The sequence below is a fragment of the Nonomuraea sp. NPDC049028 genome, from assembly GCF_043197735.1.
In the GTDB taxonomy this organism is placed as follows: domain Bacteria; phylum Actinomycetota; class Actinomycetes; order Streptosporangiales; family Streptosporangiaceae; genus Nonomuraea.
Genome location: NZ_JBICTR010000018.1, coordinates 39,135 through 60,016, shown reverse-complemented (window position 1 = coordinate 60,016; position 20,882 = coordinate 39,135). Strand labels below are relative to the sequence as shown.

Sequence of the window (20,882 nt, the reverse complement as noted above, 5' to 3'; positions counted from 1 at the left end):
ACAGCGGCCACTGGCCGTCCTGGGCCGGGTCAGCTCTCGCCGGCTTCCCGCGCCACACGCTCCAGCCGGTCGCGATGGCCCTCCCACGACGCCTGGCCGGGCGGCACCACGTTGTCGGTGCCCTTCCGCAGCCCGGCTGCCCCGTCGATGAGCTCCCGGACGATGTCGGCGTGCCCGGCGTGTCGATTAATCTCGGCGAGCATGTGTACCAGGATGCGATGCAGCGTCACCTGCCTGCGGTCGTCCGGCCACCACGGCACCTGGCCCATCGCGTCCAGCGCCAGGTCTCCGATCGTGGCGTCTGCGTGTGCCCATACCCGGTGGTACAGCGCGACGATGTCTTCGCGCGGCTCGTCCGCGGTCGCCCACATGTCCGCGTTGGGCTCGGCGCCGTCCTCGATCCAGGGTAGCGGCTCGGGGAAGGGCCGTCCGAAGGTCTCGCCGAAGTACCCTGCCTCGACGCTGGCCAAGTGCTTGATTAGTCCCAGCAGGTTCGTCCCGGTAGGTGTCAGCGGGCGGCGGATGTCGTACTCCGAGAGCCCGTCGAGCTTCCACAGGAGGGCTTCGCGGCCCGCCTGCAGGTACCGGTGAAGTTCCGACTTCGGTTCTGATCCAATCATGCCGGACATCCTGCCATCCGGCGCTGATGACCCACTCAGCTCTTGGGGCTAGCGCTCTGGACGACCTCGAACGACCAGAGCTGCGATCCGGACGCGGCGGGCCCCTGGCCGTGGCCATGCCCCTGGGCGGCCCCGGCTTGCGCGTGCCCGCGCTGGAAGGCCTGACCCTGCTGCCACGTCTGGAAGTCGTCCTCGCTGCGCCAGCGGGTGTAGACCAGGTACTGGTCGGTGCCTTCGACCGGCCTGAGCAGCTCGAACCACTCGAACCCGTCGGCCGACTCCACCATGCCCGCCCGGTTGGAGAAGCGTCGCTCCAGCTCCTCCCGCATCTCCGCAGGCACGGTCAGGACGTTGATCTTCACGACTGACAACGGAACCCCTCTCCTCTCCTCCAACGCTAAGGTACGGCGTTGGACTACGCGAACACCTTCGCCTTGAGCGACGGGAAGCGCTGGACCGTACGCAGGAACGCCTTGAAGCCCATCCTGGCGGCCCGGCTCTCGCCGATGAACTGCTCGGCCGCGCGGAGCGAGTCCCGCACGGCCGCGAAGCCGTACTCGCGCATCCGCTCCTCGTAGTCCGCGATGGCCTCGACCGTGTCGCGCCCGCCGGTCAGCGCCAGGCAGAGCAGGCGGGCGTCGCGCAGGGCGGTGTTGGCGCCGATGCCGCGCATCGGCGTCATGCTGTGGATGGCGTCGCCGAGCAGCGTGATGGTGGTGGCCGGCCACGGCTCGATCGGGAGCGAGGTACGGATCGGCAGCAACGAGACCGTGTCGGGGTCGGCCAGGTCGATCAGCTTGTGCAGATCGGGATGCCAGGACTCGACCATCTCCGCCACCGTCCGCTTGAGCCGCGCGCCCGGCAGGTCGGCGACGTCGGCGGGGAAGCGGTCCTTGGCGGCGCCCACGGCCCAGAGGATGTAGCTGCCGGCGTTGTCCATCAGCGCGCCCTGCTGCTCGGTCGCCCCGATGGCGCCGACCGGCGCGGTGTCGCTCAGGTCGTGCGGCGCGCAGAACATGCCGAGGCCCTTGGGCGGGATGATGGTGTTCGGGCCCTCGACGAGCCGCATCGAGATGAGCGCCCTGGTCTCGTCGGTGAGCGGGAACTTGCCCGCCACCGTGGTGATGCCGGTCTCGACGCGCTCGGCGTGCGGCAGATACTGCTTGCGCACCCTCGAGTTGCCGCCGTCGGCGGCGACCACGACGTCGGCCATGTCGCTGGAGCCGTCGGCGAAGAACAGCTCGACCCGCCCGTCGGGCAGCCGTTCGTAGCGCTCGTACGTCTTGCCGAACCGCACCACCTCCTCCAGCCCGGTCAGCAGCACCTGCCTGAGGGTGATGCGGCTCACGGAGTGGTGGTCGTCGGCCGGGTCGGCCGCGGGCGGGGTCTCGATCAGCGCGAGCGTGCCGAGCCGCTCGGTGAGGAAGCCGAAGTCCTGGCCGCCCTGCCCGGTCGTGGCGAGGAACGCCTGCCAGAGCGCCGCCGGCAGGCAGTGGTGGAGGGCGCGGGCGCCGTTGGGGTCGATGTGCACCCGGTAGCCCTGCAGCCGGTCGGCCGGGGTGCGGTCCCGCTCGTAGACGGTGACGTGCTTTCCGGCCTTGAGGAGTCCCTGAGCGAGGCAGAGGCCGCCGACCCCGCCGCCGATGATCGCGATGTGCTCTGTCATGTCCATGACTATCAACCGCATGGATGATTATGTCAACCATCCGGATGGATGATAGTGTTCCGGGCATGAGACGAGCGTCGGAGGAGAAGCAGCGCGACCCGGAGCGCACCAAGGCCCGCATCCTTCAGGCGGCGCTGGAGGAGTTCGCGGCCAAGGGGTTCGCCGGGGCGCGGGTCGGCGAGATCGCGGCCAGGGCCGGGGTCAACAAGCAGCTGATCTCTTACTACTTCGGCGGCAAGGAGGGGCTCTTCCGCGCGCTGAACACCCGCTGGCAGAGCGAGGAGAGCGTGTTCGCCGATCGCGGGTCGTCGCTGGGCCGGCTCATCGCGGGCTACGCGCGCGCCAATTCCAGCCGCCGCGACTTCGGCAAGTTGCTGGTCTGGCAGGGGCTCACCGACGACGCCCCGCCAGATCCCGCCTTCGCCGACGAGGTGCGCCGCGACCTGGAGCACCTGCGCGCCCGCCAGGAGGCGGGGGAGTTCCCCGCCGACCTGGACCCGGCCGCGGTGCTGGTGGCGCTGTTCGGGATGGCCGCGGCGGGCATCGTCTTCCCGCACCTCGTCCGGGCCGCCTGCGGGCTCGACCCGGGCTCACCCGAGTTCGGCGACTACTACGCCGAGCAGCTGGAGCGGCTCGCCGACCACCTGCGCGACGGTTAGGGGCAGCGGACGATCATCCCCGCGTACGAGAGATTCCCGCCGAACCCGAACAGCAGCATCGGCGCCCCCTGCCGCACCTCACCCCGCTCCAGCAGCTTCGACAGCGCCAGCGGGACGCTCGCGGCCGAGGTGTTGCCCGATTCGACCACGTCACGGGCCACGATCGCGTTGACCGCCCCGAGCTTCTGCGCGATCGGCTCGATGATCCGCAGGTTCGCCTGGTGCAGCACCACGGCCGCGAGCTCCTCCGGCTTGACGCCGCCACGTTCACACGCGCGCCGGGCGATCTCCGGCAGCCGCGTGGTGGCCCAGCGGTAGACGGTCTGGCCGTCCTGGGCGAAGCGGGTCGGCGTGCCGCCGATGCGCACCGCGTTGCCCAGCTCGGGGGCCGAGCCCCAGACGACGGGCCCGATCTCCGGCTCCGCCGCCGCGCTGAGCACCGCCGCCCCGGCGCCGTCGCCGGTCAGTACGCACGTCGTACGGTCGGTCCAGTCCGTCACGGCCGTCATCTTGTCCACCCCCACGACCAGGGCATGCGTGGCGGCCCCCGCCTTGATCGTGTGGTCGGCCATGGCCAGCGCGTGGGTGAAGCCGGAGCACGAGACGCCCAGGTCCATGACGGCCGCGTCCGGAACGCCGAGTTTGGCCGCGACGCGGGAGGCGATGTTCGGCGCCCGCTCGGTCTGGGTGCAGGTGGCCACGAGGACGAGGTCGATGTCGGCGGCGTCCAGCCCACTGCCGGCCAGCGCCTTGGCCGCCGCGTGCCCGGCCAGCTCGGTCACGCCTTCCTCCGGCCCGGCCATGTGTCTGGTACGGATCCCGACCCGCTTGGTGATCCACTCGTCGGAGGTGTCGACCATGGCGGCGAGGTCGTCGTTGGTCAGCACTTTGGCGGGCTGATAGTGGCCGGTGGCGACGAGTCTTGATCCAGTCATGGGCGGGACTATAGCAACCGACCGTTCGGACGCTAAACGGCGCCGAACGCTAAACTGCCTGGATGAGTCCACGGAGATCCGTGGCGGAGGCCCTCGGCACGCGCTCCGCCATCCTCGACCGCTCGGTCGCCATCGCCTCCCTCGAAGGGCTGGAAGGGCTGACCATCGGCCGCCTCGCGACCGAGCTCGGCATGAGCAAGTCCGGCGTTCTTGGTCATTTCGGCTCGAAAGAGGCGCTGCAGCTGGCCGTGCTGGAACGGGCCGGCGAGGTCTTCCGCGCGGAGGTCTGGGAGCCGGTCATCCGGGTCGAGCCGGGACTGCGCCGGCTGCGGGCGCTCTGCGAGGAGTGGATCTCCTACCTGGAGCGCGGCGTCTTCCCCGGAGGCTGCTTCTTCGTCGCCGCGGCCCACGAGTTCGACGGGCGCGTGGGGGCGGTGCGCGACGCGGTGGCGGCCCGGTTCGACGCCTGGCGGGGGCGGCTGCTCAAGGAGACGCGGCGGGCCGTGGCCGCCGGGGACCTGCCGGGCGGCACCGAGGTCGATCAGCTGGTGTTCGAGCTGCACGGCCTGGTCATGGCCCTGAATCACACCCTGCAGCTGCACGGCGACCGGCAGGCCGTCGTATGGGCGCGCCGGGCCGTACGGGCTCGCCTGGGCATGCCGTAAGGCGGCGCGCTTAGAACCGGCGCGCTTAGGGGGAATCCCGGAGCATCGCGACCCGGATCGTCCCGGCGGCGTGCAGGCTGGTCAGGAGCGTCCAGTCGTCCGCCGGGTCCAGCCATACCTGAAGCTCCTCGGGACCGCGCGGCCGGGGCAGTGACCCGGCCGGCTCGTAGAACGACGTGACCAGCACCAGCGGCACAGGCGCGGCCCACCCCTCCGGAGCCGGCGGCACGTGCCTGCCGCCGAGCAGCACGGCCCGCTCCTCAGGCGTGCACTCCTCCAGCGGCCCGGCCGCGGCCAGCTCCGCCTGCGCCCTGACCTGGGCGTCCAGCGCGATCCGCTCGCGCGCCTCGCGTCGCTCCTCCGGAGTGCCGAGCGCGTCGTAGCCGGGCCTGAGCGCGCCGACCAGCTCGTCCGGCTCGTCCGCGTACGCCCGCGAGCCGCCGCCAGAGAAGATCATCTCGTACCGGTACAACGAGCCGTCGACCTTGACCGGCATGGCGGGCGGCCGGTCCGCCGCCGAGGTGTTGCGGATGACGACCGCCGCGCGGTTCGCTTCACTCATCGCCACCAGGGCTCTTCCCTCTTCTCGTTCCATCGGGTGATCGCGAACAGGGCCGTGAGCTGCGCCTTGTCGGCCGCCCGGTGGTAGAGGTGGTCGGCCAGCTCCAGATAGGACGAGTAGTCCAGGCGCCTGCGGTGCTCAGTATGGTTGCCGGCGACGTCCTTGACGTCGTGGTTGAGCGGGAACTGGTCGTCGCCGAGCCGCAGCGCCAGGTCCACCGTTCCCAGCGCCACTTTGATCTGCGTCTGGATGACGCCGGGGTCCAACGAGCCGTCGGGGAGGCGGATCTCCGTGTGGTCTGTCCGGCCGCCCTCGACCGATTGCACGTTGACCGCGGAGCCGCGCTCGAGTTGCGAGCTCACCAGCTCGTCCAGTGTGACGTACCCAGCGGAGTCCCACATGTTGGGCCTACAGTAGACGAGCCCCCGGTGGCGGTCCTGCTCCGGGTTCGTCATCAGCCGCAGGAACGTGTCGAAGTAGTTTCTGTTCACCAGCCTCAGCAGCCGCTGGTAGAAGGCGGGGATGTGGTCGAACGCGGAAGTGTCCACGTGGATGTGGCCTCCCGTGCTCGGCGTCGCCACGCCGCCGTGCGACTTGATGATCTCGCACACGAGCTGGATGCTTGCCCACGTGCGCGGCGTGTCGTACAGCGGTGGTGAGACGAGCTCTCCGGCGACCGTTACGTCCTGTTCCAGCCGCCAGCCGTTGTCGCCCTCGTAGTAGCCGCCGTCGTGGCCGGTGTGGTAGGGGTGCGTCCACGGATCCCGAGTAAGCCCCGCGTCGTACAGGTCGCGGGCGATGGCCTGGTTGATCGCGTCCTGGTGCGGCTTGAGCGATTCGGGCAGGTCGTACTCTATCTCCCGGCCGAACTTGAACCCGGTCCCGGGCGCGGCCAGTCCGCCGGTGGCGTCCTCGGTCAGGTAGGGCACGACCGGCTCGCCGCGCTCCGCCCGCTTGAACGCCTCCGCGAGGTCGCGTTCGAACGCCTCGGGGTTCCACCGATAGGAGACCTCCGGCTCGCGGGGCCGGCTGTCCCAGGCGCGGGCGCGGGCCTCCAGCGCACGAGCGTGCTCCGCGTCCAGGTCGGAGACGCGGTCGCGGGCCCGCACCGTCGACGTGTTGGCGGCGGCGTCACGGGCGGCCGCCTGGCGGAGCTGGTCTGTGAGCGCCTCCTCAGCCAGGCGCGTCAAGGTCGGCCTGAAGCGGTACGGCACCTCCGCCGGCGCCCGGTAATAGGAGTTCAGCCGGTGGACGAGGTCGGCCCGGTCGGCGGCGCCGGCCGGATCCAGCCCGCGCTCCTCGGCCCCCCTGAACACGTGGGCCAGCTGGTGGACCGAGTGCCCCAGGCCGAGATCGCCCGCCAGCTTCCGCAGGGGATCGAGGACCCACGCCGGGGCGTCGCCCGGCGAGCCCACGATCCGGTCCATGCGCGCAAGTGCACGCGTTGCGGGCTCGCCGAGCCCGGTCGCGTACCGGTCGGACACCCGCAGCCTTGCCCAAGTGTCCGGGGTGGTGTCCATGTATCCCCGCAGCGCCGCCACCAGCGCCGCCCGGTCAGGAGCGCCTACCGGGTCGAAGCCGAGCCGCTGCGCGCGCTCGGCCACGTGGGCGAGGCGGCCTATCCGGTCGCCGAGGCCCAGTTCGCGCGACAGTCCGGGCAGCGGGTCCAGCGGGGGACGCGGCGCGCCGTCGCCGACGATGACGCGGTCCATCCGGCCCAGGAGCGCGGCCTTCGCCGGGTCCAGGCCCGCGGCGGGGAATCGCTCGTCCATGACACGCACGTCCCAGCCGTCCATGTCGCGTTCGCGGTACCGCGTGAGGCTCTCCACGAGCTCCGCGTGGGTCGCCGGCCGTTCCGGGAGGGCACCGTGCGTGTCCACCTCCACGAGCATCTCGGAGAACGTCCGGAGCGCGTGCGAGAATCCCGCCTCGGCCGCCAGGTTACGCAGCCGACCATCGGGCGCGACCGAGCGGAGCGCCCGGTCGGTACGGCTGATCGCCCGCGCGGCCGGGTCGCCGAGCCCGGCGATGGCGTGCTCGTCCGCGATCCGTAGCCCGTCCCACAGCTCGGAGTCGCTCTCCCGGGCCCGCTCCAACTCGCGCACCAGGTCGTGCCGCCCTGCCACGCCCTGGACGTCCATGCCTCTCGCCTCGGCGTCCAGGAACAGGCGCCCTAAGTGATCAAGCGAGTAGAGCCCGAGGTCCAGGTCGAACGTGAGGCGGCGAAGCTGATTGACCCTGATCTCGCGCGTGGTGCCGTTGGCGGAGCCGATCGCCAGATCAATCCGGCCGAGCGTCCGCGCGAGCCCGAAGGAGGGGCGCACGGGCTCCCCTTCGGCGAGCCACAGGCCGGGAAAAAGCAGTGGGTCCGTCTTCCGGTACAGCTCCAGCCGATCGACCAGATCCAACCTGTTCGTCGCCCCGGCGGGATCGAATCCTTGCCGCTGCGCCTCGTCGAAGACGCGTACCAGCCCGTCGAAGGCGACAGGCATGCCCACGGTACGCGACAGCTTGTGGAGCTGGGTGATCATGTCTTTCGCGGTGGGGTTTTGCATGGTGGAGGTCACGGTGCGGGCCATCGTCCCGAAGGTATGCGCCCACGCCTCGTCCGGCACCGCGGTCTCCAGCCTGCGCGCGATGCGGCGGCCCAAGGAGGTCACGTCGGGATCCAGGGGCGGCGGGGGAGTGCCGTCCCGGTTGATGAGCTGGTCGATGCGGCCCCTGCCGGTGCCGTCGCCGTCCACGAGGTGAGCTCCGGCGGGCGCGCCCTCGCGCGGTGCGGGGACCCCGTCCTGGGTGTGCGTCGCCGGGTCCGGAACCGTGTTCACCGGATCCCGGGCCTGGTCGAGGGCGGCCGGGCGGTCCGAGCCGGGCACGACGGCCCCGCCGTCGCCCTGCTGCGAGCCGGCGGTGCGGTCGGTGACCTGCTGTGAGCCGGCGGCGCGGTCGGCGCCCTGCTGTGAGTCCGCCTGGCGGGGGAGGCCGTCCTGCGCGTCTGGGCCCGGCAGTGGCGGGGTGGGCGGCACGTACGGCGTGCGGAGCGGGAGGTCGTGGAGGGGCTGCGGGTGCCCTGGCGTGGCGTTCGACGCGCCGGATATGTGGCCCAGCACGCCCGCCTGGCCGTGCGCCACCGCCGCGGGCGCCGCACGGCCGCCGAGCGCCGGGCGAGCGACCTGGCCGGTCAGCTGGGCGTCACCGGCCGGACGCGCGTCCGTCGGGCGGATCCGCTGCTCCGGCCCGCCCGGAGCCTGGGGCCTCTCACCGCTCAGCACCACCTGGGTCGGCTCGATGACCCGCCGCGGCTCGGACCCGTCCGAGGTTCTGACCCCTGCGGCCTCTCCGCCCAGGCCGCGCCCCTGACCGTGCGTCAGACTGTGCTCCGGACCGGTGGGGTGCCGGGCGGAGGACAGCTCCGTGCCGGAGGACAGGTCCGCGCCGGTGGACCGCCCGCCCGCGACCGGCTCGGCGCCGTGCATCAGTTCCGGCGCGTCGCCGGCCCTCGGCATGTAGTGGGTCCGGGCGCTCTGCGGGATGCCGATGCCTCCGGCCGTGCCCGCCACGAAGGAGTAGAACAGGTGCGCCGGGTCGAGCTGGTCGCTGAGGGCCAGCCCGGGTATCGATCCCACGGTGCCCGACACGCCGCCGGCCAGCGCCCGCCCGTAGACGCTCTGCCCGATGGCCGCGATCTGGTCGCGCACCCCCAGCTCGGCCCGCGACACGATGAACACCAGCTCCCGGGTGGCCAGGCGCGACAGCCCGAAGTCGACCCCGGTGAACACCAGGCCGGTCAGCGCCCCGTTGCCCAGGGACAGCAGCAACGACTCGAGGTCGAGCTTGTCCCGGTTGCCGAAGAGGAGCTGCGCCGCCTGCACGGCCAGGTCCAGGCCGCCCATCACCGCGGCGAAGCCCAGCATGTTCATCAGCAGCCGCCACTTGAGCGCCTGGATCGACATCCGGGTCATCAGCGTGCGCACCTGGATCAGCTTCAGCACCGACGGCCCGTACAGGTACACCCACACCAGCAGCCGGGCGATGGCCAGCGCGAGCAGCGCCAGCGCCGCGTACTGCATCCACTGGGTGTGCTCCATGTCCTCCGCGTGGTCGCGCAGCCGCCGGGCCTCCTGGCGGATGGCCTTCTCCACCCGCTTCAGCAGCGCGTCACCCTCCAGGTTCGCCAGTTGAGGCGCCGTCCGCCCGTCACCGGCGAGCAAGTTCAGGACCCGCTGGAAGGCGTCCTTGGCGGCGCCGTCCCATTCCGAGCCCTTCAGGTAGCGCAGCACCGGCTCGGCGTCCTCGACGCGGATGGCGGCCAGCTCGTCGGCCAGCGCCTCCAGCGCCTCGGCCTCCCGCACCAGCGCGTCCGGAACGGCCTCCGGGAACGCGCCGGCCGTCAGCGGCAACGCCAGATGCCTGACCAGCTCGGGGACCAACCCCAGATCCAGCCCCATCAGCCGGTTTCCCGGACCGTCACGCGCCCGGCCCGCGCCGGTCGGCGCCCGGCAGGAACGACTCGAAGCCCGTGCCCTCGCCGAACAGATCCTCGAACGGGACGTCCTCGGCGACCATCGGCCCGGCCAGGGTCCTGAGCTCCGCGGAGACCTTTTGAGTGGCGATGGCGGCCTGCTCGATGACGCATGCCGCCAGCTCGGTGGGCGTCAGCTCGCGGTACACGCGGGGATCGAAGTCGACGGCCCGCAGCTCACCCCGGGGCCCGACGGTGACGGTGACCATCCCGTCGTCGGACTGCGCGGAGCCCGTCAGGTCGCGCACCTTGCGGTGCATCTCCTTGACCTGTTCGGTCTGCCGATCGATGTCCTGGACGAGTTGTTGGAGTAAATCCCATGAATCACTCATCGTCGTATCAACCCCACGAAGCCATCAGGACGCTCGCATACTATCGATCAAGTCGGTGAGTCAGGGAGGGTGCGGCCGGATGGAACCCGACGGCGTCAGTTACAGCGCCAGCCGGATCAAAGGGCTGGCGGGAGCGATGGGCGACCTCGCGGACAGTCTGCGGGGTGTGGAAGACCGGTACGAGACGCACAAGGAGGCGGCCCGCAAGGCGCTCGGCGACGACGACTACGCGCGCGCGTACTGGCAGGCGAACGGGCAGCGGCTGGAAGCGATCGGTACCGCACTCAAGCTCCTCACCCAGGCCGCCCAGCGTGAGCAGGGGCGCCTCGGCAGCGCCTCCGCCACCTACCGCGCCACCGACGACGCCAACGGCTGAGCGTCCCCAGATCCCAGACGTTCCCGGAGCGGAGGCGGGCCGGACCGATGCCGGGACGGCACGCTTAAGACGCCGCGCGTCCCCGCTGGGTGCGGCGTCGGTATGAGGTCGGTCCGGTCAGCTCGCCGAGAGCTCCTCGAAGAGCGTGAGCGCCGCCTGGCGTACGTCCTGTGGCGCGAGGCCGTCGAGCGTCTCCCTGGCCTGGATGACGTCGCGTGTGGTGGCCAGCGTGATGGCCACGGACGCGGCCGCCGCGCGGTCCAGCGAGCCCGCCGGCGCGGCGTCGGCCAGCTGCTGGGCGCTCGCGGCGAGGTCGAGGTTGTCTCTCAACGGGCCTCCTCGGGTGATTGCGGGTCGGCCCATTGCATCACCTGACAGGGTGATTCATCCACTTTTCTTGGAGCCGTTCCCGTTTCGTCGGTCGAGAGGTCGTGCATACGTCCCCGCTTACCCCGTCTGACCACACGTTACGCACCCGGTACCGCGAGGCCCGATTCGTAGGCGGTGATCACCGCCTGCACCCTGTCGCGCAGTCCGAGCTTGGCGAGCAGGTTGCTGACGTGCGTCTTCACGGTGTGCTCGCTGACCACCATGGCCTTGGCGATCTCCGCGTTCGACAATCCGCGCGCGATCAGCTGCAGCGTCTCGCGCTCTCTCGCAGTCAGTACGTCCAGCGCGTCGGCGGGCCTGGCGGCGGGCCGGGAGGTGAACTCGGAGATCAGCCTCCTGGTCACCGTCGGCGCCAGCAGCGACTCACCCTCCGCGACCACCCGTACGGCGTTGACCAGATCGTCCCGTCGCACATCCTTCAGCAGGAACCCGCTGGCCCCCGCCCGCAGCGCGTCATAGACATAGTCGTCGTGGTCGAACGTGGTGAGCATGAGCACCCGGCACCCGGTCTCCGCACACACGATCTTGGCCGCCTCGATGCCGTCCATCCTGGGCATGCGGATGTCGAGCAGGAGCACGTCCGCGTCGTGTTCGCGGACCGCGGCGACGGCCTGGAGCCCGTCGCCCGCCTCGGCCACCACGTCGATGTCCGGCTGCGCGTCCAGGATCATCGCGAACCCGCCGCGGACCAGCTCCTGATCGTCGGCGACCACGACCCGGATGCTCGGGGCCGCGTCCTGGCCGGTCATGCCCGGGCCAGCGGGAGCCGTACCGACACATGGAAGCCCGGCCCGTCGGTGCGGGGATGGGCCGCGGCGCTGCCACCGCAGGCGGCGGCGCGCTCGCGGATGCCGATCAGCCCGTGCCCGCCAGAAGGCAGCCCGCGCCCGCTTGACGGCAACCCGTGCCCGTCGTCGGTGATATCGAGCATCAGGGTGTTGTCCTCCCAGGTGAGCCGGATGTCCGCATGGTTCGCGCCGGCGTGCTTGACGATGTTGGTGAGTGCTTCCTGCGTGACCCGGTACGCGGCGACGGCGCAGTCGGGCGAGACGGGCCGTGGCGTGCCGGTCGAGGCGAACGCCACCCGCAACCCCGTGTGGGAGACCTGGTCCGCCAGGGCGGGCAGGTCGTCGATGGTGGGTTGTGGCGCGCGCGGCGCCTCCTCGTCCTTGAGCACACCCAGCATCCGGCGCAGCTGCATCATCGCGTCCCGTCCCGCCGCGGCGATCGCGTCGAAGGCGGCCTCCGCCCGCGCCGGGTTGCTCCTGACCACCACGGGCCCCGCCTCGGCCTGGACGACCATGAGGCTGACCGCGTGGGCGAGGATGTCGTGCATGTCGCGGGCGATCCTGGCGCGCTCGCGCTCGGCCGCGCGTTCCGCTTCCATCTGTCGCTCCCTTTCCAGCCGTTCTGCCCGTTCCTCCAGCGCGGCGGCGTGGGCGCGGGAGGTGGCGGTGGCCCGGCCGATGGCGTACGCGGCCACGAACAGCACCGTCCCGCGCAGCGCGGTCTCCGACGAGCCGACCACGAGCAGGCCACCGGTGACGGTCATGGCGAGCACGAGAATCCGCTGCCAGGTGCCGGAGTAGGCGGCGACCGTGTAGAGCGCGACCATGCCGCCGTACCAGACGGGCTGGCGCGCGACGTGGTCGGCGAGGTCGTAGAGGGCACCCGTGCACAGGCAGGCGACCAGTACGGTGATCGGCGCCCGCCGCCGCCAGACCAGGGGCAACGACGCGGCGACCACCACCGCGTACCCCCACCAGTCCCAGGGCTCGCCGGTCCGCTCGTCGCTGAACAGCAGGGGCCAGAGCTGGGCGATCAGGATCACCGCGGTGAGCGCGGCGTCCACCCAGAGGTGAGGGAGCCCCGCGATCCTTCGACGGACGATGTCGATAAGCGACAAGTCGGACACAGTGCCCCATCTTTCCGTATGCCGACTCATGCTCCCCGTACGCTGGCTCTCACGCATGTACGGGAGCGTGCCTCGCCGTCGTCGTACGGCGGCCCATCAGCGGCAGGAACGAGACGAACAGCAGGATCGCGCCCACCGGGATGAGGTCCTTGTCGACCGCCGACAGCACGACCTCGCCCAGCACCGCGACCGGCACCCAGACCTTGACCAGCCGGTGCCCGGCGAGCAGGGCGGCGAAGGCGAGCTGGGCCACGTAGAACAGGATCGGGCCCGCGCTGTAGACGGCCAGGTTCACGCCCGGCACCGCCTTCACCTGCTCGAACATCGGGCTCATCGCGTCATGGTCGGCCGCCAGGAAGCCGACGATGATGTCGATCGCGAACTGGGCGGCCGCGCAGCCGATCCCGACGACGCCCGCGACCAGGGCCGTGGTGGCGAGGGCGGACCGCCCCAGCATCCTCCGCATTTCCCAAAATATCGGGATAAACAGCGTCAAAGCCCCGAGGAAGGCGAGGTGTCCGGCTGTCCAGGCCAAGCCGGGGCCTCGGACGCCGTCGAAACCGTCGACGATTCTGAGCAGACCGTAGGTCAGGACGAGCACGGGAGCGGCGATGAGCGCGGTGCGATTCTGCACGACTGGTTCTCCTTCAAGCTGCGGGATATGCAGCCCATCCTCGGAGTTCGCCGCTCAAAAGGGATCGCCGCGACGGGCGATCCTCGGTCTCCCTCTCAAGAGCGAGTCCCATCGCCCAGGAGGGCGATCCGCCGACAATCACAGAGTGCTTGACAATTCTAATTGTCGGTGGAAGTGTCGGTCCCACGCGCAAGGGACATCCACCGAGGAGACGGTCATGCCGCACGAGTTCGAGGTACGTCACGACATCGAGCTGGAAGCCTCACCCGAGGAGGTCTGGCAGGCGATCGCCGAAGGACCGGGCATCGACTCCTGGTTCATGGGCCACAGCGAGCTGGAGCCCCGCGAGGGCGGCAGGGGCACGCAGACCTTCGGCGGCGACTTCAGCATGGGCTCGACGGTCACCGCGTGGGAGCCCGGCAAACGGCTGGCCTACCGCGGCGACGAGAACTCCGAAGACGGCACGTTCATGGCGTTCGAATACCTCATCGAAGGCCGCGAGAGCGGCAGCACCGTGCTCCGCTTCGTGCACAGCGGCTTCCTCGGCGACGACTGGGAGTCCGAGTACGACGCGTTGAAGATCGGCGACCTCCAATACCTGCGCAAGCTGGCCGCCTACCTCAAGCACTTCCGCGGCCGGATCTCGACGCACAACCTGATGCTCTGGGGCCCGCAGGCGTCGCACGACCAGGCGTGGGCCGCCTTCCAGAGCGTGCTCGGCCTGACCGGCGGCATCGCCGCGGGCGACCGGGTCACGATCGCGCCCGACGGGGTGGCGCCGCAGGAGGGCGTCGTCGAGTGGGTGACCGATCCGGGCACGTTCGTGGGCGTGCGTACGGACGACGGGCTCTACATGCTCATCCACGGCCAGGGCACGGTCGTGGTCGAGCACCACGCGTACGCCGAGATCGACGGGCAGGCGCTGGAGCAGTCCTGGCAGGGCTGGCTCCAGAAGGCATTCGCGTAGAAGGCTTGGCTGTCAGGCAGACATCGGTGTCCCGGCATCCGGGGCATCGCTGGGCCTGGCCGGCGCTTTGCGGGACCAGGCCGCGGGGTCGATGAGGTCGCCGGCGCTAATGGTCGGCCGGGCGGTCGCGGGAGTTGTTGATGCGTAGCGCCTCGGCGAGCTGGTCTTCCAAGATGATGATCCGGCAAGCGGCTTCCAGGGCGGTGCCCTGGTCGACCAGCTCGCGGGCCCTGGCCGCCAAGCGCAGCTGGTAGCGGGAGTAGCGGCGGTGGCCGCCGTTGGAGCGTTGCGGCTCGATCAGTTTGGCGGCGCCCAGGCTGCGCAGGAAAGCCGCGCTGACGCCCAGGATCTCCGCGGCCCGGCCCATGCTGTAGGCGGGGTAGTCGTCATCGTCGAGTTTGGCTTCAGCGCTGGCATCCACCGCCGCATCGGAGGGTGGCTGGGTGCGGGACTCGGCTTTGTCGCCGTAAGCGGCGCTTGACGCGAGCGTGGAAGTAGCGGCCGTGGTGCGGGGCTTGGGCTTGCTATCGGGCCCTGTGGCCAACTCTGTGGATGTTCGATCCATGTAACCTCCTGAACGCGGACGAGGGCCCCGGCGCCATGATGCGCCGGGGCCCGCAACTAGGTTGTTCAACACCATCTATCGGCCAAGAGGCCGAATTGCCCTTTCCGCAACAGCCGCCCGCTGAGGGCGGGGTGCGGGGATCGCGTAAGCGTGACCGTAGACCACCTTCCCGTCTGTGGAGCTGCGGTACCCGTGCGGCGAAAACACACCGGCGACGGGCGATCCTGATGGCGTTCAACACTCCCTTCGCTATCTGTGAACCTTCTACAACCCATGTCATGAGACGGCCTTCGACGGCCGCTCTGGCAGCGCGTCCACGTGTGGGGCCCCTTGCGACTTCTTGGCCCTGCACGTCCGACCTTCTGCCGGTTACTTCTCATTTCCAACTGCGGTGTTGCCGCGGCCCGTGTGGCCGTTCTGGCAGCGCGTCCACGTGTGGGGCCCTTTGCGACTTCTTGGCCCTGCACGTCCGACCTTCTGCCGATCACTCCTGCTATCCACGCTCGTCCGGGCGGCTCGTCGTGACGCTGGGTATCTCGTGCGCCGCCCTCGTGGATCCGTTCCTTGCGATGGGAGAAACACTAGCCACAACAACCACGAATGTCTACCGTGGCGACTATAGATTTTCGATCCCTGGCACAGCAGCATCTCCGGATGGCCTCTGGCCAGGAGTTCGCGGTCAGGAGGCCGCTTCGATGACGCCGTGGACGGCCCGGGAGACGCGCTCGGCCGCCGTGTCGGGATCGGGCCGTCCGGCGTCCAGCCACGCGATGACCCCTTCGATGGCCACCGCGAACACCAGCCGCGCCGCCCAGTCCGCCCACTTGGGGTCGGCGATCCTGGCGGCCAGATGATGCCGGGCGATCCGGACGGACTCGCGGGTGAAGTCGTCGATGAGGTCGCGGAACTCCGGCTCGCGGGCCGCATACCGGAACAGCAGCCGGAACCCGTCCGGGTCAGCGTCGGCCGCCCGCATGAGCGCTGGGATCGTCTGGTCGCTGTAGCCCGATTCCCCCACCCGCTCGCTGAGCCGCGAGCCCGCCCGGTCGAGCACCGCCCGATAGAGGTCGGTCTTCGACTCGAAGTGCCGGTAGAGGATCACCCGGCTGACGCCGGCCTCGGCGGCCACATCATCGAGTCCGGTGGCCGTGTAGCCGCCGACCGCGAAGGCGCGCGTCGCGGCGTCGAGGATCTGCTCCCGACGCTCGGCCCGGGGCATCCGCCGGACGGTTTCCATGCGCGCTCCTCTTGTTTACTTTCGAGTCTACAAATACCGTTGTACACATGCCAGTAAACAAGCTTCCCTTCGAGCAGCCTGAGCTCCTCCGGCCGGCGCCCCTGCTGCGCGCGCTGCAGGCCGAGGGGCCGGTGCATCGCGTAAAGACGAGCACGGGCGACGACGCCTGGCTGGTGACCGGCTACGAGGACGTGCGCCGCCTGCTCGACGACGACCGGCTCGGCCGCTCGCACCCCCAACCCGAGACCGCCGCGCGCATCGGCGAGTCCGCGCTGTTCGGTGGCCCGATGGGCGACTTCGACACCGAGCACGAGGACCACACCAGGATGCGGGCGGTCTTCCAGCCGCACTTCTCGCCGAAGCGCATGCGGGCGTTCCGTCCGCGCGTGGAAGAGCTCACCGACCAGCTGCTCGACGAGCTGGAGCGGCAAGGTTCACCGGCCGATCTCCACCAGGCGCTGGCGCTGCCGCTGCCGATCCTGGTCATCTGCGAGCTGCTCGGCGTACCGTACGAGGATCGCGACCAGTTCCGCGCCTGGACGGAGGCGGCGGGCAACACCGCCGACAACGCCCGCTCGATGCAGGGTCTGATCGACCTGTACGAGTACGGCAAGAGCCTCGTCGAGCGCAAGCGGCACGCGCCGGGCGACGACGTGATCTCTCGCATGATCGAGGTGCCCGACACGAACGACGACGAGATCGCGCGACGGGCCATGAACCTGCTGTTCGCCGGACACGAGACCACGGTCGTACAGATCGGCATGGGCGCGCTGTTCCTGCTGGCGAACGCGGAGCAGTGGGACGCCCTGCTGGCCGGGCCCGAGCTGCTCACCGGGGCGATCGAGGAGATCCTCCGGGTGCCCATGGTGAACGGCACCGGTGGCATCCCCCGATACGCCCGCGTCGATCTGGAGATCGGCGAGGTCACGGTCCGGGCGGGCGAGCTGGTTCTGCTGCACATCGGCATGGCCAACCACGACGAGACGATGTTCGCGGACCCGGAGCGGTTCGACATCACCCGGGAGGCGATGGCACACGTCTCGTTCGGCTACGGCGCGCGCTACTGCATCGGGGCGCCGCTGGCCCGGATCGAGCTGCAGGCGGTGTTCGCCCGGCTCATCCCGCGTTTTCCGGGGATGCGGCTGGCGGTGCCGGTCGAGGAGCTGCGCGTGCGCGCCGACTCGCTGACGGCGGGCCTGGTGTCACTGCCGGTGAAATGGTGACGTCGGCTCGTCCTTAGCTCGTCCTTAGGAGGGAATGCGTTCGAGCAGGCTCTGCATGTCGTCGGCGTGCTCCTCCTCCTTGGCCAGGAGCTCCTCGAACACTCGCCGGGTGGTGATGTCCTTGTCGCCCAGCCACTGGATGATCTCGGTATAGCTGGCCACCGCGATCCGCTCCGCGACCAGGTCTTCCTTGATCATGTCGATCAGTCCGCGGCTCTCGTCGTACTGGGAGTGGGCGCGGGAACTGAGCGTGTCGGGGTTGAAGTCGGGCGCGCCGCCGAGCTGTACGATCCTGGCCGCGAGTTTGTCGGCGTGCTCCTGCTCCTCGCCCGCGTGCTCCAGGAACTCCGCCGCCACCGACTCCGACTGCAGCCCGGACGCGGTGTAGTGGTGCCGCTTGTAGCGAAGCACGCACACCAGCTCGGTGGCCAGGGCCTCGTTGCAGACCTGGATGACGCGCTCCAGGTCGGCGCCGTAGGCGTCGGTGATCGGGCCCTTGTCGATCTCGGCGCGGGCGCGCTCGCGAATGGTCTTGATATCGGTCAGGAACTCAGCCATGGCGCCCATATGCCCACTCGATTGGCAAAGACGCGCTTTCGTCAGCAAAAGTGCGGTCAGCCCTCACCGTTGGCGAGCCGGGTGACGGTGTCGGCGACGCGCCGCTGCCTGGTCTCGGCCTTCTTGGCGCTCTCGACCTGCAGGACGTAGCGGAGTTTGCGGGAGTACGACAGCCCTTCGAAGAAGCGCTTGGCCTCGGGGGCGTCCTCCAGCGCTGCGGCCAGGTCGGCCGGCACCGCCACCTCTCGGGGCGCGGTGTCGAGCTCCAGCGTGACCTCCACTTCGTCACCCGCGGCCACCCCCGCGCCCTGCCGGTTCTCGGCGCTGATCGGCAGCATGTACCGGCCGCCCATGGAGGCGACCGTGCTGCGGTAGCCGTAGCCATTGATCGTGACGCTGACGGCGGGCCGCCTGCTTCCGCCGAGGCCCTCGACGACCTCGGCGGGGACCTCGATGCCCGTGGCGGTCTTGCCGCCCAGTTCGACGACGGCGCGGAATCTCATCGGAAGAACCCCTCCAGGACCGGTGCCAGGGCCGCGGCCTTGACGATGTGCGTCTGGCCGTCGAGCGTGTGGTGCTCGGCGTTGGGCAGCACGTCGGCCCAGGCCCGCATGCCGTTGCGCATCCACAACGGGCTCTTGCTGCCGCAGATCACCAGGGTCGGGATCTTGACCGAGGCCCAGGGAGCGGCGGGCAGCGGCTTGCCACGTTCGTAGTCGGCCACGAACGCGACGTCATAGAGCAGCGTGTGGACGATGGCCTTCATACCGGGCCAGGCGGGCATGAAGCGCATCATGGCGACGACCGCGCCGGGCAGGTTGACGCCCTTGCGCATGAAGTAGGCGACCGCCTGGCCCCGGCGCCCGGTGGCCACCATCTCTTCGAGCTGCCGCACGTAGTCGTCCGGGATCGGCGGCCGGGTGTCGTCGACCACGAACGGCGCCTCGTAGACGGCCACCTTCGACACCGGCAGGCCACTCTCGACGGCCGCCATGGCCAGCGCCGCGCCCGACGAGATGCCGTACAGGAAGGCAGTGCCGCCCGCCTCCTCCACCAGCGCGGTCAGATCCTCGATCTCGCGCTCGGGGGAGAACGGCGCGGTGTCGCCACTGTCGCCGCGCCCTCGGCGGTCGTAGGTGTAGACGGTGAAGCTGCGAGCCAGCTCCTTGGCCAGGGCCGGGTTCGGGCCGGCCGCGCGGTGGCACATCGCGCCGTCGACGAGGATGACCGCCGGACCCTGGCCTATGCGGTCGTACGCGATCCGGGTGCCGTCTTTGGAAGTGACCTTGTCCATATCCGTCTCCTTGTCAGATGGTTGCAGCCTCCCACCGACAATTATTTTTGTCAAGGAACGACCAGGGGGCCCTCAGTGATCGGTACGGCCGGCTCGTTCGTAAGGTGGCAGCATGAGCATCGCCGATGATCCGGACCGCGCACCCGCCCGCTCTCACCTGTACGCCATGGGACTGTCGGAGGAGGAGATGCGCCGCCCCATGATCGGCATCGCCTCCACCTGGACCGGCACGATGCCCTGTAACCTCACCCAGCGCGAACTGGCCGCCCACGTCGCCACGGGGGTGCGCAGGGCGGGTGGCACGCCGATGGAGTTCAACACGATCGCCGTCTCCGACAACCTGACCATGGGCACCCCCGGCATGCGCGCCTCGCTGGTCAGCCGCGAGATCATCGCCGACTCGATCGAGCTGATGGGCCGGGCGCACGGGTTCGACGCGCTGGTGTGCATCGTGGGGTGCGACAAGACCGTACCGGCGGGCATCATGGCGCTGGCCCGCCTGGACGTACCCGCCGTCGTCCTCTACAGCGGCAGCATGATGCCCGGCCGCTGGCGCGACCGGGACGTCACCATCCAGGACATGTGGGAGGCGCTCGGCGAGCGCGCGGTCGGCCGGGTCGACCAGGCCGACGTGGACGACCTGGCCAAGTACGCGTGTCCGGGCCCCGGCACCTGCGCCGCCCAGTACACCGCCAACACCATGGCCTCCGTCGCCGACTTCCTCGGCCTGGCCCCGTTCGGCATCGGCGACATCCCGGCCGTGGCCGAGACGAAGAACGCCGCGGCTGAGCGGGTCGGCGAGCTCGTCATGGACGCGCTGGCCCGCGACGCCAGGCCCTCGCGCATCCTCACCGAGGACGCCCTGCACAACGCCATCGTCTCGGTGGCCGCCATGGGCGGCTCGACGAACGCCGTCCTGCACCTGCTCGCCATCGCCCGCGAGGCCGGGCTGCCGCTGCGCGTCGACGAGATCGGCGCCATCTGCCGCCAGGTCCCCATCATCACCAGGCTCATGCCCAGCGGCCCGCACACCGCCGCCGACCTGTGGCGCGCGGGCGGCACCTCGCTGGTGGCCCGGCGGCTGCTGGACGCGGGCCTGCTGCGCGCGGACGCCGCCCTGGTCGACGGCCGTACGTACGCCGACGTCGCCGCGGCGGCGACGGAGACGCCGGGGCAGCAGGTGGTCACGACCGTCGAGAACCCGGCCAAGGCACGCGGAGCGCTGGCCGTCCTGCGCGGCTCGCTCGCCCCTGACGGATGCGTGCTCAAGCTCAGCGGCAAGGCGGATTTCCGGCGCGAGGGCCCGGCCAGGGTGTTCGACGGCGAGGAGGCCTGTTTCGCGGCGATCCAGGAGGGGCGCATCCTGCCGGGCGACGTGATCGTCGTCCGCTACGAGGGCCCGGCCGGCGGGCCCGGCATGCGGGAGATGCTGTCGATCACGGGTGCGCTGGTGGGTACGGGACTGGGGGATTCGGTGGCGCTGGTCACCGACGGGCGGTTCAGCGGGGTCTCGCATGGCATGGTCATCGGGCACGTCGCACCCGAGGCGTACGTGGGCGGCCCGCTCGCGCTGGTGCGCGACGGCGACGTGGTCGTCATCGACAGCGCGGCGGGAACGCTGGACCTGAACGTGCCGGAGGAGGAGCTGGAGGTGCGGCGGGACGCTTGGGTACGGCCGGAGCGGCCGGTCGAGCGGGGCGTGCTGGCCAAGTACGCGGCGACCGTCGGCTCCGCCTCGGACGGTGCGGTGACCGTCTAGCCT

Annotated in this window: 22 protein-coding genes; 6 read left to right on the top strand and 16 right to left on the bottom strand. The window is 70.5% G+C overall.

Annotation, left to right across the window (positions count from 1 at the left end; translation table 11 throughout):
* Positions 1 to 29: 29 nt before the first annotated feature.
* Genes ACGFJ2_RS52235 through ACGFJ2_RS52225 form a run of 3 tightly spaced genes read right to left on the bottom strand, consistent with a single transcriptional unit; the run spans position 30 to position 2,286 of the window.
* Positions 30 to 620 (bottom strand): DinB family protein, encoded by a 591-nt coding sequence (locus ACGFJ2_RS52235; RefSeq protein ID WP_393481635.1) that lies wholly within the window; start codon positions 618 to 620, stop codon positions 30 to 32.
* 35 nt (positions 621 to 655) lie between these two features.
* Positions 656 to 991: an antibiotic biosynthesis monooxygenase gene (locus ACGFJ2_RS52230; RefSeq protein ID WP_357651355.1), complete on the bottom strand. Its 336-nt coding sequence runs from the start codon at positions 989 to 991 to the stop codon at positions 656 to 658.
* 44 nt (positions 992 to 1,035) lie between these two features.
* Entirely contained in the window at positions 1,036 to 2,286 is a 1,251-nt protein-coding gene (locus tag ACGFJ2_RS52225) for an FAD-dependent oxidoreductase (RefSeq protein ID WP_393481632.1), read from the bottom strand.
* A 65-nt stretch (positions 2,287 to 2,351) separates the two neighbouring features.
* On the opposite strand from ACGFJ2_RS52225, the gene ACGFJ2_RS52220 reads away from it, so the two are divergent.
* Positions 2,352 to 2,945, top strand: a complete 594-nt coding sequence (locus tag ACGFJ2_RS52220; protein ID WP_393481629.1) for a TetR/AcrR family transcriptional regulator — start codon at positions 2,352 to 2,354, stop codon at positions 2,943 to 2,945.
* Here the strand turns inward: ACGFJ2_RS52220 and ACGFJ2_RS52215 are convergent.
* The gene (locus tag ACGFJ2_RS52215) at positions 2,942 to 3,880 is read right to left on the bottom strand and encodes a beta-ketoacyl-ACP synthase III (protein WP_357957773.1); all 939 of its coding nucleotides are present in this window, start codon (positions 3,878 to 3,880) and stop codon (positions 2,942 to 2,944) included. The genes ACGFJ2_RS52220 and ACGFJ2_RS52215 overlap by 4 nt on opposite strands.
* A gap of 62 nt (positions 3,881 to 3,942) precedes the next feature.
* On the opposite strand from ACGFJ2_RS52215, the gene ACGFJ2_RS52210 reads away from it, so the two are divergent.
* Positions 3,943 to 4,545: a TetR/AcrR family transcriptional regulator gene (locus tag ACGFJ2_RS52210; protein WP_357957771.1), complete on the top strand. Its 603-nt coding sequence runs from the start codon at positions 3,943 to 3,945 to the stop codon at positions 4,543 to 4,545.
* A gap of 25 nt (positions 4,546 to 4,570) precedes the next feature.
* Here the strand turns inward: ACGFJ2_RS52210 and ACGFJ2_RS52205 are convergent, their stop codons facing one another.
* Genes ACGFJ2_RS52205 through ACGFJ2_RS52195 form a run of 3 tightly spaced genes read right to left on the bottom strand, consistent with a single transcriptional unit; the run spans position 4,571 to position 9,961 of the window.
* Positions 4,571 to 5,107 carry a hypothetical protein gene (locus tag ACGFJ2_RS52205; protein ID WP_393481624.1) on the bottom strand — a complete coding sequence of 179 codons (537 nt, stop codon included), beginning with the start codon at positions 5,105 to 5,107 and terminating at the stop codon, positions 4,571 to 4,573.
* Positions 5,104 to 9,555, bottom strand: a complete 4,452-nt coding sequence (locus ACGFJ2_RS52200; RefSeq protein ID WP_393481621.1) for a hypothetical protein — start codon at positions 9,553 to 9,555, stop codon at positions 5,104 to 5,106. The genes ACGFJ2_RS52205 and ACGFJ2_RS52200 overlap by 4 nt, the downstream gene beginning before the upstream one ends.
* A 19-nt stretch (positions 9,556 to 9,574) precedes the next feature.
* The gene (locus ACGFJ2_RS52195; RefSeq protein ID WP_357957765.1) at positions 9,575 to 9,961 is read right to left on the bottom strand and encodes a YbaB/EbfC family nucleoid-associated protein; all 387 of its coding nucleotides are present in this window, start codon (positions 9,959 to 9,961) and stop codon (positions 9,575 to 9,577) included.
* 79 nt (positions 9,962 to 10,040) lie between these two features.
* Here ACGFJ2_RS52195 and ACGFJ2_RS52190 point away from each other — a divergent pair, with 79 nt between their 5' ends.
* Entirely contained in the window at positions 10,041 to 10,337 is a 297-nt protein-coding gene (locus ACGFJ2_RS52190) for a hypothetical protein (protein WP_357957763.1), read from the top strand.
* Between the two features lie 117 nt (positions 10,338 to 10,454).
* Here the strand turns inward: ACGFJ2_RS52190 and ACGFJ2_RS52185 are convergent, their stop codons facing one another.
* The 4 genes from ACGFJ2_RS52185 to ACGFJ2_RS52170 form a co-directional block, all read right to left on the bottom strand.
* Positions 10,455 to 10,667, bottom strand: a complete 213-nt coding sequence (locus ACGFJ2_RS52185) for a hypothetical protein (RefSeq protein ID WP_357957761.1) — start codon at positions 10,665 to 10,667, stop codon at positions 10,455 to 10,457.
* Positions 10,668 to 10,804: 137 nt separating this feature from the next.
* Entirely contained in the window at positions 10,805 to 11,476 is a 672-nt protein-coding gene (locus ACGFJ2_RS52180; RefSeq protein ID WP_358181975.1) for a response regulator transcription factor, read from the bottom strand.
* A complete protein-coding gene (locus ACGFJ2_RS52175; RefSeq protein ID WP_393481615.1) occupies positions 11,473 to 12,642 on the bottom strand; it encodes a sensor histidine kinase in 1,170 nt (389 codons plus the stop codon). Before ACGFJ2_RS52175 ends, ACGFJ2_RS52180 begins: the two co-directional genes overlap by 4 nt.
* Positions 12,643 to 12,691: 49 nt before the next feature.
* Positions 12,692 to 13,276, bottom strand: coding sequence for a hypothetical protein (locus tag ACGFJ2_RS52170; RefSeq protein ID WP_393481612.1), 585 nt, complete (start codon positions 13,274 to 13,276; stop codon positions 12,692 to 12,694).
* A gap of 217 nt (positions 13,277 to 13,493) precedes the next feature.
* Here ACGFJ2_RS52170 and ACGFJ2_RS52165 point away from each other — a divergent pair, with 217 nt between their 5' ends.
* The gene (locus ACGFJ2_RS52165; RefSeq protein ID WP_393481610.1) at positions 13,494 to 14,243 is read left to right on the top strand and encodes an SRPBCC domain-containing protein; all 750 of its coding nucleotides are present in this window, start codon (positions 13,494 to 13,496) and stop codon (positions 14,241 to 14,243) included.
* A gap of 106 nt (positions 14,244 to 14,349) precedes the next feature.
* Here ACGFJ2_RS52165 and ACGFJ2_RS52160 read toward each other — a convergent pair whose 3' ends face one another.
* Positions 14,350 to 14,610, bottom strand: coding sequence for a MerR family transcriptional regulator (locus tag ACGFJ2_RS52160; RefSeq protein WP_357957980.1), 261 nt, complete (start codon positions 14,608 to 14,610; stop codon positions 14,350 to 14,352).
* Between the two features lie 877 nt (positions 14,611 to 15,487).
* Complete coding sequence (locus ACGFJ2_RS52155) at positions 15,488 to 16,045, bottom strand: TetR/AcrR family transcriptional regulator (RefSeq protein WP_393481607.1); 558 nt, start codon at positions 16,043 to 16,045, stop codon at positions 15,488 to 15,490.
* A 47-nt stretch (positions 16,046 to 16,092) separates the two neighbouring features.
* Between ACGFJ2_RS52155 and ACGFJ2_RS52150 the strand changes: the two genes are divergently transcribed.
* Positions 16,093 to 17,268, top strand: coding sequence for a cytochrome P450 (locus ACGFJ2_RS52150; protein ID WP_358181966.1), 1,176 nt, complete (start codon positions 16,093 to 16,095; stop codon positions 17,266 to 17,268).
* Positions 17,269 to 17,292: 24 nt separating this feature from the next.
* Here the strand turns inward: ACGFJ2_RS52150 and ACGFJ2_RS52145 are convergent, their stop codons facing one another.
* The 3 genes from ACGFJ2_RS52145 to ACGFJ2_RS52135 are packed head-to-tail and all read right to left on the bottom strand — an operon-like array spanning position 17,293 to position 19,120.
* Positions 17,293 to 17,826: a ferritin-like domain-containing protein gene (locus ACGFJ2_RS52145; RefSeq protein ID WP_358181963.1), complete on the bottom strand. Its 534-nt coding sequence runs from the start codon at positions 17,824 to 17,826 to the stop codon at positions 17,293 to 17,295.
* A 56-nt stretch (positions 17,827 to 17,882) separates the two neighbouring features.
* The gene (locus ACGFJ2_RS52140; RefSeq protein ID WP_357957746.1) at positions 17,883 to 18,329 is read right to left on the bottom strand and encodes a YdeI/OmpD-associated family protein; all 447 of its coding nucleotides are present in this window, start codon (positions 18,327 to 18,329) and stop codon (positions 17,883 to 17,885) included.
* Complete coding sequence (locus ACGFJ2_RS52135; protein WP_393481602.1) at positions 18,326 to 19,120, bottom strand: alpha/beta fold hydrolase; 795 nt, start codon at positions 19,118 to 19,120, stop codon at positions 18,326 to 18,328. Before ACGFJ2_RS52135 ends, ACGFJ2_RS52140 begins: the two co-directional genes overlap by 4 nt.
* Positions 19,121 to 19,232: 112 nt before the next feature.
* Between ACGFJ2_RS52135 and ilvD the strand changes: the two genes are divergently transcribed.
* Positions 19,233 to 20,879, top strand: coding sequence for a dihydroxy-acid dehydratase (ilvD, locus tag ACGFJ2_RS52130; RefSeq protein ID WP_393481599.1), 1,647 nt, complete (start codon positions 19,233 to 19,235; stop codon positions 20,877 to 20,879).
* Positions 20,880 to 20,882 lie beyond the last annotated feature (3 nt).